Source organism: Comamonas terrae (assembly GCF_001544075.1).
In the GTDB taxonomy this organism is placed as follows: domain Bacteria; phylum Pseudomonadota; class Gammaproteobacteria; order Burkholderiales; family Burkholderiaceae_C; genus Comamonas; species Comamonas terrae.
Map to the genome: position 1 here is coordinate 16,720 of NZ_BCNT01000023.1, position 13,496 is coordinate 30,215.

The following is a 13,496-nucleotide window of genomic DNA, read 5'->3' on the forward strand; positions in this document are numbered from 1 at the left end:
GCACCATGGCACCCGCCGGTGCGGAAAGAGGCAGCTCATGACGCCCCAGCAGTTATGGACCATCAGCCTGAGCCTGGGTGCGCTTGGCATTGCCCTGCTGGCCGGCAACATGATCTGGCGCCTGCGGCGTTCGGCGCTGGCGGCCCAGCGTGTGGAAAACCTGCTACACGCCCGCGAGGCCAGTGCACAGGCACCGGCCTCCGCAGCGGCTTCGGCGGCCCATCCGTTCAACCTGCCCGGCAGCAGCTCCATGCCCGGCGCGGTACAGAATGGCGGCGCTGCTGCATTCCACGACCTGGCGGCCAGCGTGCAGCCACCCGCCTGGCTGGACAAAGGCATTGCCAAGGCGCTGCTGGCCGATGAGGACCGCAAGCTGCTGGACCAAGCCGGCATCAGCCTGCGCAACGGCAGCGTAGCCTACATAGGCAGCCGCATCGTGCTGGCAGCGGCACTGCCCTTGCTGGCCCTGCTGGTGCTTCAGCCTAGCGGCAGCAAGGCTCTCATCTATGGATTTCTCAGCTTCGGCTTCGGGCTGATGCTGCGCAAATGGCTGATGCAGTCCAAGGCCCGCCAAAGACGCCGGCAGGTCGTGGAAGAATTGCCGCTGTTTGTGGACCTGCTGCGGCTGCTGCAGGGCGTGGGCCTGAGCATCGACCAGAGCCTGCAGATCCTGGCCACTGAATTCGGCAGCGTACTGCCGGTACTCAGCGGCGAACTGACTCTGGCCAATCAGCTCTATGCCAGCGGGCGCAGCCGCGAACAGTCATTCCAGCGGCTCACGCACCTGAGCGCCGACGAAGACATGAGCGCCGTCGTCAACCTGCTGGTGCAAGTGGACCGCCATGGGGGCGCCGTCCAGGAGCCGCTGCGCGAATTCGGCGTACGCCTGCGCGAAAAGCGCCAGGCCGGCTTCAAGGAAAAAATCGGATCCATCACCGTCAAGATGACGGGCGTGATGGTGCTGACCCTGCTGCCCGCACTCCTGGTGATCACGGCAGGCCCCGGCTTCATGGCGGTGATCCGCTCACTTTCCAGCATGGGGGGACGCTAAGCATGCCAAACCAACACCTCCGGCCCGAGCACCGGCTGATTGCCGTGATTCTGGCCGCCGCAGCAGCCACGGGCTGCGCCAGCAAGGCACCGCCGCAGGGCTATGGCGTGACGCAGGACAACACGGCTGCCGAGGCGCGGCAGCAAATGCTGCAGGCCGAACAGGCCACCAGGGTCGATACCGCACAGACCTATCTGGATCTGATCACGCAGATGCAGCAGGCCGGCCAGTGGTATGCATCTCTCGCGCATACCGAAGCCTTCGAACAGCAATACGGCAGCACACCGCAGATCCGGCTTCTGCGAGCCGACGCATTGCGCAATACCGGCCAGTTTTCGCAGGCCCATCAGGCCTATACCGCATTGCTGACAGGAGGCGACACCAGCACCACGGCACGTGCACGACGCGGTCTGGGGCTGCTCCATGCGAGCCAGGGCCAGTACGGCCAGGCTGTGGCGCAGCTGGAAATGGCCCGCAAGCTCAACCCCATCGATGCCAACGTGCTCAGCGACCTGGCCTATGCGCATATGCTGGACGGCCGCCTGGCGGCCGCTCAGTTGCCCATCTTGCAGGCCGCGCAGCTGGCGCCTGCCAACGCCCGCGTGCAGCTGAACCTGGCCCTTTACTGGCTGGCCAGCGGCAACCAGCCAGAAGCCACGCGCCTGCTGCAACGCCTTTCGCAGCCCCAGGGCAAGAATGCACCCGCACTGATAGACCAGCACTCCCTGCAGACGCTGCAGACCCAGCTTGCCAGCGTACGTGAGGCTGTGCAGGCACGTGCCGATTCAGGTCCTGCACAGGCTGGGCCTTCGGTGCCGGTACAGGTGCCGATGCTGCAGCAGACACAAATCCAGCAAGCCGGTCCGGAGCTGCAGGCCACCCGCCAGCTCGCAACCCCTTCCGGAGATGCCACCACTGCGCCTGCTTCCGCACTGGCATCGGAAAGCCGTACACGCGACAACCCGCTTTAGGAGCCAGCCATGCCCCGTCCTTTCGCCTTTCCGTCGACCCGGCTGCATCCCCTGCTGCTGTCGATGCTGCTGGCATCTGCCGCAACCGCAGCAAGTGCCCAGACGCAGGAAGCCACGGAGCGTACCGTGGCTTCCGTACAGGCCGATGTTGTGCCCACTCCAATACCCGAAGGCAGCAGCCACCATGCGAGTGCGCCAGCCCCAACTGCTGCCTCGGACCACCGGGAGGCTCACGCACAGCCCTTGCACCGCATTGCCATCGGCAGCGCGACGCAACGGCTTTTCGAAATGCAAAGCACCCTGCCGGGCCTGCGCCCACGCCATATCGACGGCGAGCAGGCCAGCCGCAGCTACCAGCGCTATCTCAAGAGCTTCGAGACCACCATCCCCGAGCAATACGAAACGGGCGTAAGCGCCAAGTAGCGCACTTCTTGCCAATACCTTTTTCAAGGAGCGATCCCATGTTCCCGCGACATAGTTCCACAGCCATCTGCGCAGCCCCACGCGGCCGCCAGCGCGGCGTCTATGCGCTGGAGTGGGCCATCATCTTCCCGGTATTTTTTGCGCTGCTGTATGGAATCATCTGCTATGGCCTGACATTTCTGGTGCGCTCATCCATGCAGCATGCCGTCGAGGAAGGTGCCAGGGCGGCATTGCGGTATGCCCCCACCTGGGCCGACCGTGAGGTGAATGCACGGGAAACCGTGGCAAACGCTCTGGCCTGGCTCCCTGCCACCCTTCGGCCCAATGCCAGCAATGTGAAATTCACGGTCTGCCGCGTCAGCTCTCTCGATGACAAGAGTTGCACGCAGGACACCAGCCTGAACGCCGGCTTGGTCTGCGATATACGCACTCCGTGCATGGTCCTGGTGTCCTACACCATTACCGGTTACCGCGATAACGCCATTGCTCCCGCCATTCCGGGTCTGGGCCTTGTTCTGCCGGTTGCTCTGCAGGCCAGCGCCAGCCTGCTGGTAGACAGGAGGATGCTGTGATAACACGCCGGATCATTGTTTCTGGCCTGCGTCAGCGTGGTGTCGCCGCCATCGAGTTTGCGCTGATCGCCACACTCATGATTGTCCTGCTGCTGGGGCTGCTGGTGTTCTGGAGTGCATTCCAGACACAGCAATCACTGAACCGTGCAGCGGGCGATGGGGCACGCCATGCGCTGACGCTGATCACCAGCACTTCCCCACCGTGCGATGGCAGCAATGCAGGCAGCAACCGTGTCGTTATCCAATCCAAGGTACAGACAACCATACGGCAGCATCTCACGCAAAGCGGCCTGGACGCGAACCAGTTTTCCATGCCAAGCCCTGCTACATGGGACTGCAGCAAGGGCGAGTTCAAATTCGACGTGGAATACACGCTGCACCCCTTGCTGGGCGGCAGCAGCAGTTGGTTGGCCGAGCCGACCAAGCTGCACATCAGTGACCGCATCGTCGTGCATTTCAAGGTGCTCTAGAAAATGCGGGAGACATATATGCCCTTCCACGCACCTCGAGCCGTCCCCCGCTGCGCATACCACGTGCAGCGAGGAACTCTGCTGGTGCAATTTGCGCTGCTGGCGCTGGTGCTGCTAGCCTTGCTGGGCGTCATCCAGATCGGCTACATGTATTCGGCCAAGCGCGACCTGCAGCGCATTGCGGACTTGGCCGCTTTGGAGTCAGTCAACGGTTTCAAGAATGCCTCCGTTTGCACCGACGCCCAGAAAGCAGGCACGAAAAGCATAAATGCGCAATGGCCCCCCGAGATCACGGCCAAAAACAAAGAGACGCAGGTGGAGTGCGGCTACTGGACTGCCAAGGACGGCTACAAAGGCAACCAGCAAAACAATGGCGTATTCAATGCCGCACGTGTGACCCTTGTCGGCCAGACACTCAAGCTTGTCCCGTTCACGGGCAACTCCGAAGTCATGGCGACTGCTACGGCAGCCCTTCCACCCAGCGACGCCACAGCGACCTTCTCCGTGGGCGCGGGTGTGGTCAAACTCAACGACGGCCTGCTTAACGCGCTCCTTTCCTCGCTCCTGGGCACCAAGATCAATCTGAGCCTTGCCGACTATCAGGGCTTGGCCAACTCCAAAGTGAATCTTCTGTGGTTGACGGAGGCGCTGAATCTCGGCGCCGGCAGCTATGACGAATTGCTGGGAACCACCGTCGACCTGAAAACGCTGCTGCAAGCCAGCATCCAGGCAGCAGCGCGCAGCGGTGAAAGCACTGCAGACGTGGGCATCAACGCATTGGAAAAACTGCTCGGTCTGGCCTTGCCTGTCGACCTGAACGGATTGCGACTGAATCTGCTCAAGAACGGCATCCAGAAAGGCCTACTTGAACTGGGGGTCGACTCCAACGACCCTCTTGCGGGTCTGCAGGCCAACACCAGCCTTCTGGACATTCTGATGGTAGGCCTGCAGGTGGCGAACAAGGATTCCGCCATCAGTATTCCCGGCACCGTACTGAACCTCAAGCCAGTGGCCGATGCCACGGTCCAAGTCAAAATCATCGAGCCTCCCACCATTGCGTCAGGAAGGGCTGGCATAGATAAAGCCACTGGTCAATACATCACCAAGGCACATAACGGACAGATTCGCGCGCTCATCAAGCTGAAGGCTCTGACCGCCTTGAGCAAGGACAACAACCTGCTGGATCTGAACCTGCTTTTGATACATCTGAAGGTGTCCATGCCATCAACTGGTGCTTTGCTGGAATTGCCAGTAAACCTGGAAGTTGGCTCGGCAGACGCACGCCTGGAAGAGATCATGTGCCATGTCAAAGCCAGTACGCACAAAGCCCGTATCGGTACGAAACCAGGGTTGGCCTATATATCGCTGGCAGATATGCCAGAAGCCATGACCAATACAACACAAGCCTGGACGAACCTGAAAAAGGATCGTTTCCATCTGCTTGATCTGCGAGTGGAGGCAAGCGCATTGCTGGACATTCTCAAAATTCTGGATGCTCCAGTCAAAGTAATGGCAAAGCTGGATGTTCCCATCGAGAACACCAATTCCTATCAGTTGCTGGAGTACGAGTACGCCATGGACAAGCCCTATAGCGATCAGGCGGCCGCTCTGACAAAAACTGCCGGATCCAGACAGCAAATTGGCCAATCCATAGGCAACGCGCTTGGCAAGAACCTTCTTGATGTGGAGCTGGATACATCTGGCCTCAAGCTACTGAATATCAAGCTGGATTTCCTAACGGAAATCCTGAATGGTCTGGTCAATAACGTCGTCAAGATTGTCGGCGGACTGCTTCCCATCGTCAGAGTCGTGCTCGATCCCATCCTTGCACTGCTCGATTCCGTGCTCGGCCCTTTGCTCCAGTTGCTCGGCGTGCAGATCGGCTATGCCGACGTACAACTGCACGACATTGCCTGCAACCCGGCACAGCTCGTCGAGTGAGCAAACAGAACATTCTTCATACCATCCGAAAAAGAGAGATACCGTGAATCTGGACGAATTGGTCATCTATGTCTGGGAAGGCCAAGCCGATATTGCCGAGCGCGTGGAGCGTTGCATGCTCAATCTGGGCGTGGACGTGATCCGCGCCGATGGCCTTACCCTGCCTGCCGACCCCAGCGAGCTGGGCAATGCGATTGCCGTGGTCAGCGTCACGGTGCTCGAAGGCGCACGCTTTACGCGCCAGGGGGTGGAAGGCACCTTCGGCATGCCGGTCCTGTGGGTCAGTGCCAGCCAGCGCGAAGCCAGCCCGGGCAGCTATGCAATGGAGTATTCGCATGTGCTGCCGTTCGACTTCACCGGGGCGGAACTGCGCGCCATGCTGATACGCATACTGCGGCGCATGCAGAGCAACCAGCGGCAGGTGCAGCGCTCCGACGACATCATCGCCGTGGCCGATTGCATGCAGCGCCTGCTCAACGATGTGGACACTTTTGCCGACTGCGAACACAGCGTGCTCATCGTCGGCGAGACCGGGGTGGGCAAGGAGCGCATTGCCGAACGCTTGCACGAGCGCAACTCGCATTACGGCCAGGGGCCGTTCATCGTGGTCAATTGCGGCGCGATTCCGGATGGTCTTTTCGAGTCGCTGTTCTTCGGCCATGCCAAGGGTTCGTTCACGGGCGCGGTGACGGCGCACAAGGGCTTTCTGGAGCAGGCCAACGGCGGCACGCTGTTCCTCGACGAGATTGCCGACCTGCCGCTGTACCAGCAGGTCAAGCTGCTGCGCGTGCTGGAGGAACGCACGGTCACGCGGCTGGGCTCGGCCTCGCCGGTGCGGCTGGACTTTCGCCTGGTGGCTGCCACCAACAAGCCGCTGCGCGAGCTGGTGCACGAGGGCAAGTTCCGCGCCGACCTGTTCTTTCGCCTGGCCGTGATCGAACTGCAGATCCCCAGCCTGGAAGAGCGCGGCGAGCCGGACAAGCTGGCAATCTTCCACAGCATTTTGCGCAAGGTCGTCGGCGAGGACATGATGTCCGAACTGGGCGATCCGCCGTTCTTCATCCTGGATGCCGTGGCGCAGATGTACTTTCCCGGGAACGTGCGCGAGCTGCGCAACCTGGCCGAGCGTATCGGCGTCGCCGCCCGCCAGACGCGCGACTGGGCCGCCGATGGAGCCACCGAGCGCATCCTCACGCATGCCCAGAGCCTTTCTGCCAGCACTTTCCCGCCGGAAACCGGCGGAGAAACCCTGCTGGCCAACCGCAGCAACTGGGACATGGACGAGCGCAACCGCATCATCGCGGCGCTCAGCGCCAATGACTGGAAACGCCAGAACACGGCCCAGCATCTGGGCATCAGCCGCAAGGTGTTGTGGGAAAAGATGCGCAAGTACCAGATCAGCGACGGAGAGCCCGAGGTTCCGATGCCCGGCTGAATGCCCAACCCCGCCTTGTCTTGACTTCATAGCCCCATCCGACCATGCAGGAAAAACCCGTCATCGTCTTCATCAGTGCGGTCTACCCCAGCCAGTACAGCCTGCTGTGCAGCCACCTGCGTGCCCAGGGCATGGCAGACAGCTGGTTCATGACCATGCCCGGGCATGTCGAACGCCATGCCGCCGCGGTGGACCATCTGATTGCCTTCAGGCCCGACGGGGACATCATGGGGCCGCAAAGCTATTACTACTCGAGCAAGGTCGAGCGCTCCGCGCGCCTGTGCAAGGGCATGCTGCAGGCATTGCTGGCGTTCGAGAAGGAAAAGGGAAAGCGCATCGACCTCGTGGTGGCGCACTCCCTGTGGGCTTCGCCCAACTGGCTGTATGACGAGCTGGATGCGGCCATCGCCAGCTATATCGAATTCCCGAGCTATCTGGCCCACGGCTGGGATGAAGCCTATCCGCCCGACATGTCGCAGCGCCTGGCCGACCGCAACACCGAGATGCTGCATTACCACCAGGTGCTGTGCAGCGACCTGACCATCGTGCCCAGCGCGCATGCGCGCTCGATGTTCCCGCCGCTGCTGCAGGAGCGGATTGCCGTCCAGTTCGAAGGCTTCGACATCCAGCCGCCCCTGCAAAACAATGCCGCCGCGGCGCAGGAAGGCAAGCGCTTCACGATCGCGTTTTCCGCCCGGGACCTGTCCAGCGCCAAAGGGTTCGAGACCTACATCCGCCTGGTGGACCGCATGGTGCGCGAGGGCGATGGCGAAAACACCCGCTTCATTGCCATCGGCGATGCCAAGGCCGTCACCTACGGATACGAGCAGCAATGGGTGCAGCGCCGCTACCAGAACAAGGTGGCCAGCTTCCAGGAGCACCTGCTCAAGGTGTATCCCGCGGCGCAGGTCGTCGAGTTTCCCGGGCATCTGCCGTATGCGGAGTTCTCCCGCATGCTGGCCGACGTGGACCTGTTCCTCTACCCCTTGCGCTATGGCGTTGCCAACTGGGGCCTGATGGAAATCCTGGCACGCGGCGGCTGCGTGCTGGGGTCGAACTGGGGCTTTGTGCCGGAGCTGGTGCAACACGATGTCAACGGCCTGCTGCTGCCCGACAACGACGATGCCTGGATCCACGCCATCCGCCAGCTCAGGGCCGATCCGGCCCGGCGCGAGCGCTATGCCCGGGCGGCCATAGAGACCGGAAAGCGTTTCCATATCTCCAATGTGGCGCCGCGCTTCATGGAGCTGTTCCACCTTGCGATGGCCCAGCGCCGGTCCCGGGTACGCCAGAGATAGAAATAGCGCTCCTGAAAAAGGAGCTATCAGCGCAATATCCTGAAGTATTTCAGTGCGGAATACTACTGAATCCCTTGCAGGAAAAGCGCATGCAGCTATGAAAAAACCACAGCAACTTGGCTGTGGTTTGCCCGATGCCCGGCCCGCGCGGCCTCAGGCCATTCTCTGCCCGGGCATGGTGGAGCTGTCCGGGCGGCTCCAGTTCAGCATATGGGCCCAGTCATAGGCCACGGCATCCATCTGCAGCAGGACATCGGGCACATGCAGTATCTGGTCGAACAGGCCATGCAGATGCAACGACGGATGCGCGATGAAATAGCCCTGGGCGCCGCTGGCCCCCGCGCCCAGCGCGGTATCCAGCGCGGCCGCCGAATCGATGCCTTCCACGATCACGCTCACGCCGCGGTCCGTGCAAACCCCCACCACGCTTTGCAGCATTTTCATCGTGGGCTGGCCGCCTGCAGCCTTTTCCAGCACGGATTTGTCGAGCTTGATGATGTTGGCACGCACCTTGTCCAGGATGTCGAGCGAACCGCATTGCGTGCCGATATCGTCCAGCGCCACACGAACACCCAGTATCTGCAGATGGCGTATGAGCGCCTGCGCGCTTTTCTCGTCGGGGAAGCTGCTGGTCTCCGTGATTTCCACCACCAGCCGCTGCGCCACGCCCGGGTGCTCCTCCAGGTAGACCAGCACCTCGGTCCACCAGGCTGCACTGGCAAACGATCGGGCTGAAACATTGCAGCCCAGGCTGACTTCCTGATTGGCAGCCAGCGCATCCAGTGCAGTCCACAACACGCTGCGGTCCAGGCGCTCCACCAGGCCCAGCCGCTCCAGCGCCTGGATGGCGTCCGGCACCCCATAGCCGTCACTCTCGGCCGATATATTGCGCCGCAAAAGGCATTCGTAATACATGGACGGCCCCGGTCCCGCGGAGTTCAGTGCGGCCACGGGCTGGAACGCCACCGCCAGGATGCCGAGCCTGAGGTCATCCAGCAGGCGACATGCCAGATACATGTCCTGCTGGTAGTCCTGGCGCCATCTGGGCCGCAGGTTTCTGGCTGCCGGCTGCTGCCTGCGGCAGGCGATCGAGCGCGAGCGTCCATGCAGTTCGCTCATGCTGCGCAGGGAAATACCGCCCAGGGCCTGCGCCTCGACCTGCAGGTAGGCCTTTTTAGCGCCCAGCGTCACGGGTTCGCGGCCTATGGCCGAGCAGATGCGCTCCAGCCTGTCTTGTGCCTGGTCCTCGGTCTCCGCGCCTTCGGTCGGGCAAAGCGACTCCGACGCCAGCAGAGAGCAGCCTTTCGGCTCCGCCAGTCGCGCCGACAGCCCTTGCCTCTGCAGGCGCTCCACGGCCACCTCCAGTGCCTGCTGCTGCAACTCGGGTCCGTACACCAGCCTGAGCTCCTCCAGATTGCAAAGCCAGACCATGTATTCCCGGGATACCTTGCCCAGATTCTGGTGATCGTTTCGCATGGATTGCGCCTCCTGCTCAACGGCCGGCGATGGACTTGGAATAGCAATGGAAGCCAACCGCCCTGCGCCCCGCATGAGCAGCCTCTCGACCGCCCAATCGGCCTTCGCTGATGGACGACAGGGAAAGTTCGACCTTGCCGGCGAATACGTCAAACACCACCGAGCAGGCGCCGTTCTTCTTGCTGAAATAGACCAGCGACGCATCGCACCCGCCCTCGAAGGTGCCGAGCACGGCCTGGCCTTCCTGCTCCTGAAAGACGGCCTGCGCATGTCCTGCCGGGGGTACGACCACCCGATCGCCCAATTTCAGTACCTGGCCGACTTCTGCGGCCAGCAACCGGCCGTGGCGCATGATCTGCACATCCGGGCTGCACTGGATCAGCATGGCATTGAGACCTTCGTCGCTCAACGGTGCGGAGGGAGATAAAGAGACCACGGAAGACCTCCCGGGCTTCAGGCAAGACTTTTCGACCTGCGCCCACATGCGCGGCTGCGTGCTGGGAAGAGATGCGGAGAGGGCGGACATGGAACCTCCTGGGGCCGGAAAGCGGAAAACACACGGGGGACGGTCACCGCGACAGCCCCTTGTGTATTCCGCTGCAACATGCATGCCATCTGCCGCACCGCGCGGGCCTGCCTGCCACCCTCTTCCCAAGTCATTGATTTATATGGAACGGGTACGAGGCTGTGCCTGATGGATGCAGGCGCTGTTACGGTTGGTGTCACGTAACAGCAGGATGTAACGACCACCACAACGGAACATGGAAGGACGTTGCCTGCACGCTCGCTTTCCCTGCAGCACGCCGGCGGGTCCGCACGGCATTTCGGGTTGTCCTGACATTTTTTTGATAGGTCTTATAATTGACTATACATATAAGACAATCCTTCCCAGAACCCACGCTCCTTGTTGCCATGAAATTCACCCTGAATGGTCAAGAAGTGGACGCCCAGGGCGCCACTCCCGACACTCCTCTTCTCTATGTGCTGCGCAATGACATGCAGCTCAACGGCCCCAAGTTCGGCTGCGGCCTGGGCGAATGCGGCGCCTGCGCGGTGCTGATCGACGGCAAGGTGGCGCGCTCGTGCTCCGTGCCCGTGAGCGTGGTGGCAGGCAAGCAGGTCACGACGCTGGAAGGACTGTCGCCCGAAGCCAGCAAGGCCGCCGGCGAGCAGGCGCTGCACGACCGCGCCGTGCTGGACGTGAGCGCCGCAGGCCATGGCGATAAGAGCGAAGCCCAGCCTCGCCGCACCTACACGCTGCATGTGGTGCAGCAGGCCTTCATCGATGCGCAGGCTGCGCAGTGCGGCTACTGCACCAACGGCATGATCATGGCGCTGGTAGGCCTGTTCAACCACAAGCCCCAGGCCAGCGACGACGAGGTCAAGCAGGCGCTGTCCGGCCACCTGTGCCGCTGCGGCACCCACGTGGAAATCATGCAGGCCGCGGCCCGTGCCCGCGAGCTGATCGCCCAGGGCCGCAGCGCGGCAATTACCTCCTCTTCCACCGTCGCGAAGGCTGCCTGACCATGAAATTCTTCGCTTCGAACCAAACCTCCCATCCCGCCCAGCTCACCCGCCGCCAGTTGCTCAAGGCCGGGGGCATGCTCATGGTCGGCACCGTTGCCGGCGGCCATCTGCTGATGGCGCAGACCGCTCCTGAAGCAGCAGCAGCCAAGGGCCCCTTCCCGGTGCCGGCCGCCAACCTGGTGGACAGCTTCATCGCCATCGGCGCCGATGGCTCGGTGACGGCCTACAACGGCCACGTCGACCTGGGCACCGGCGTGCGCACCGCCCTGGGCCAGCTGGTGGCCGACGAGCTGCATGTGGACTTTGCCGCCGTGACCATGGTGCTGGGCCACACGGCCCGCACGCCGGACCTGGGCCCCACGATTGCGAGCAACACCATCCAGGTGTCCTCGCTGCCCATGCGCAAGGCGGCGGCCCAGGTGCGCCAGCTGCTGGTCAAGCTGGCCAGCGAGAAGCTGGGCGTGCCCGCAGAGCGCCTCACCACCGAAAAAGGCTTCGTGCTCGGCGCGGGCAAGCGCATTGGCTACGGCGCGCTGGTGCAGGGCCAGGACCTGCAGCTGCCCATCGACGACAAGATCGAGCTGCGCAAGTCGGGCTTCGAATACATCGGCAAGAGCGTGCAGCGCGTGGACATCCCCAACAAGGTGCTGGGTGCGCTCACCTACATCCATGACCTGCGCGTGCCCGGCATGCTGCACGGCCGCGTGATCCGCCCGCCTTACACGGGCGCCGATGCATCGGCCCCGCTGGGCTCCAGCCTGGTGTCGGTGGACGAGAAGTCCATTGCCCACCTGCCCGGCATCGTCAAGGTCGTGGTCCAGGGCGACTTCGTGGGCGTGGTGGCCGAGCGCGAGGAGCAGGCCATTGCCGCCATGCGCCAGCTCAAGGTGCAGTGGAAGGAATGGGCCGGCCTGCCCGACCTGTCGCTGTCCGGCCTGCACAAGACGCTGGCCGACCATCCCAAGACCGACCGCATGCTGCGCGAGGACGAAGGCTCGCTGCAAGCCCTGGAGCAGGCCAAGACCCCGTTGGCGCGCGAGTATGTGTGGCCCTATCACATCCACGGCTCCATCGGTCCCTCCTGCGCCGTCGCCGAAGTGAGCGGCGGCAGGATCCAGGTCTGGACCGGGTCGCAGAACCCGCATGACGTGCGCAACGACGTGGCCAAGCTCATGGATGTGGCGGCCGACAACATCAACGTCACCCGCATGGAAGCCTCGGGCTGCTACGGCCGCAACTGCGCCGACGATGTGGCCTCCGACGCCGTGCTGCTGGCCGCCGCCGTGGGCAAGCCCGTGCGCGTGCAGCTGATGCGCGAGCAGGAAGCCGGCTGGGAGCCCAAGGGCACGGGCCAGCTGATCCGCATCCGCGGCGGCCTCGACGAGCACAACAATGTGGCAGCCTACGAGCTGCGCACCTGCTACCCGTCCAACAACGCGTCTGCGCTGGCCCTGATCCTGACAGGCAAGGTCTCGGCCAAGGTCGATCCGCAGCAGATGGGCGACCGCACGGCCATTCCGCAGTACGAATACCCCAAGATGCGCGTGATCTCGCAGGACGCCGTGCCCATCGTGCGCGCCTCGTGGATGCGCGGTGTCTCGGCCCTGCCCAATGTGTTCGCCCACGAATCGTGGATCGACGAATGCGCCTACCTGGCCAAGGCCGACCCTATCGAGTACCGCCTGCGCTATCTCAAGGATCCGCGCGCCGTGGCGCTGATCCAGGAAGCCAGGAAGCAGTGCGGCTGGGTGGAAGGCCCGGCCCACCGCAACCCGGCTCCCGCGGACCAGCGCCTGGTCAAGGGCCGCGGCTTTGCCTATGCCCGCTACTTCCACAGCAAGTTCCCGGGCTATGGCGCGGCATGGGCGACCTGGGTGGTCGATGTGACCGTGGACCGCGAGACCGGCGAAGTCAAGGTGGACAAGGTCTTTGTCGCCCAGGATACCGGTGCCATGGTCAATCCCGCCGGCGTGCGCCACCAGGTGCACGGCAACGTGGTGCAGTCCACCAGCCGCGTGCTCAAGGAGTTCGTGACCTTCGACAAGCAGGGCGTGACCTCGCTGGAATGGGGCGGCTACCCCATCCTGCGCTTTGACGAGCTGCCCGAGATCGACTCCCTGCTGGTCGAGCGTCCCGACGAGCCCTCGATGGGCGCCGGCGAATCGGCCTCCGTGCCCAGCGCCGCCGCCGTGGGCAACGCCATCTTCGACGCCACCGGCGTGCGGCTGTTCGAAGTGCCGTTCACGCCCAGCCGCGTGCTGGCAGCGCTCAAGGCCGCCAAGGCTGCAGCACCGGCTGCCGCTTCGTCCAAGTGACCCACAAGACAAAGAAC

At 63.1% G+C, this 13,496-nt stretch carries 12 protein-coding genes; 10 read left to right on the forward strand and 2 right to left on the reverse strand.

The features are described 5' to 3' along the window. The first annotated feature begins 37 nt into the window (after positions 1–37). The 8 genes from Cte04_RS20340 (at position 38) to Cte04_RS20375 (ending at position 8,161) form a co-directional block, all read left to right on the forward strand. The gene (locus Cte04_RS20340; RefSeq protein WP_066483488.1) at positions 38–1,051 is read left to right on the forward strand and encodes a type II secretion system F family protein; all 1,014 of its coding nucleotides are present in this window, start codon (positions 38–40) and stop codon (positions 1,049–1,051) included. Positions 1,052–1,053: 2 nt separating this feature from the next. Next, positions 1,054–2,022, forward strand: a complete 969-nt coding sequence (locus Cte04_RS20345; RefSeq protein ID WP_066483490.1) for a tetratricopeptide repeat protein — start codon at positions 1,054–1,056, stop codon at positions 2,020–2,022. A 9-nt stretch (positions 2,023–2,031) separates the two neighbouring features. Beyond that, positions 2,032–2,445, forward strand: coding sequence for a DUF3613 domain-containing protein (locus Cte04_RS20350; protein WP_157082211.1), 414 nt, complete (start codon positions 2,032–2,034; stop codon positions 2,443–2,445). Between the two features lie 38 nt (positions 2,446–2,483). After that, entirely contained in the window at positions 2,484–3,017 is a 534-nt protein-coding gene (locus tag Cte04_RS20355) for a TadE/TadG family type IV pilus assembly protein (RefSeq protein ID WP_066483502.1), read from the forward strand. Continuing rightward, the gene (locus Cte04_RS20360) at positions 3,014–3,487 is read left to right on the forward strand and encodes a TadE/TadG family type IV pilus assembly protein (RefSeq protein ID WP_157082213.1); all 474 of its coding nucleotides are present in this window, start codon (positions 3,014–3,016) and stop codon (positions 3,485–3,487) included. Before Cte04_RS20355 ends, Cte04_RS20360 begins: the two co-directional genes overlap by 4 nt. An 84-nt stretch (positions 3,488–3,571) precedes the next feature. Further along, complete coding sequence (locus Cte04_RS20365; RefSeq protein ID WP_169798072.1) at positions 3,572–5,428, forward strand: pilus assembly protein TadG-related protein; 1,857 nt, start codon at positions 3,572–3,574, stop codon at positions 5,426–5,428. Positions 5,429–5,471: 43 nt separating this feature from the next. Next, a complete protein-coding gene (locus Cte04_RS20370; RefSeq protein WP_066483526.1) occupies positions 5,472–6,863 on the forward strand; it encodes a sigma 54-interacting transcriptional regulator in 1,392 nt (463 codons plus the stop codon). 44 nt (positions 6,864–6,907) lie between these two features. After that, positions 6,908–8,161 carry a glycosyltransferase gene (locus tag Cte04_RS20375; protein WP_066483530.1) on the forward strand — a complete coding sequence of 418 codons (1,254 nt, stop codon included), beginning with the start codon at positions 6,908–6,910 and terminating at the stop codon, positions 8,159–8,161. A 153-nt stretch (positions 8,162–8,314) separates the two neighbouring features. Here Cte04_RS20375 and Cte04_RS20380 read toward each other — a convergent pair whose 3' ends face one another. Next, positions 8,315–9,637 (reverse strand): EAL domain-containing protein, encoded by a 1,323-nt coding sequence (locus tag Cte04_RS20380; RefSeq protein ID WP_066483532.1) that lies wholly within the window; start codon positions 9,635–9,637, stop codon positions 8,315–8,317. Positions 9,638–9,653: 16 nt separating this feature from the next. Beyond that, positions 9,654–10,163, reverse strand: a complete 510-nt coding sequence (locus tag Cte04_RS20385; RefSeq protein ID WP_083526780.1) for a hypothetical protein — start codon at positions 10,161–10,163, stop codon at positions 9,654–9,656. Positions 10,164–10,549: 386 nt separating this feature from the next. On the opposite strand from Cte04_RS20385, the gene Cte04_RS20390 reads away from it, so the two are divergent. Further along, the gene (locus Cte04_RS20390) at positions 10,550–11,161 is read left to right on the forward strand and encodes a (2Fe-2S)-binding protein (protein WP_066483535.1); all 612 of its coding nucleotides are present in this window, start codon (positions 10,550–10,552) and stop codon (positions 11,159–11,161) included. Between the two features lie 2 nt (positions 11,162–11,163). Continuing rightward, complete coding sequence (locus tag Cte04_RS20395) at positions 11,164–13,479, forward strand: xanthine dehydrogenase family protein molybdopterin-binding subunit (protein WP_066483537.1); 2,316 nt, start codon at positions 11,164–11,166, stop codon at positions 13,477–13,479. Positions 13,480–13,496: the final 17 nt, after the last annotated feature.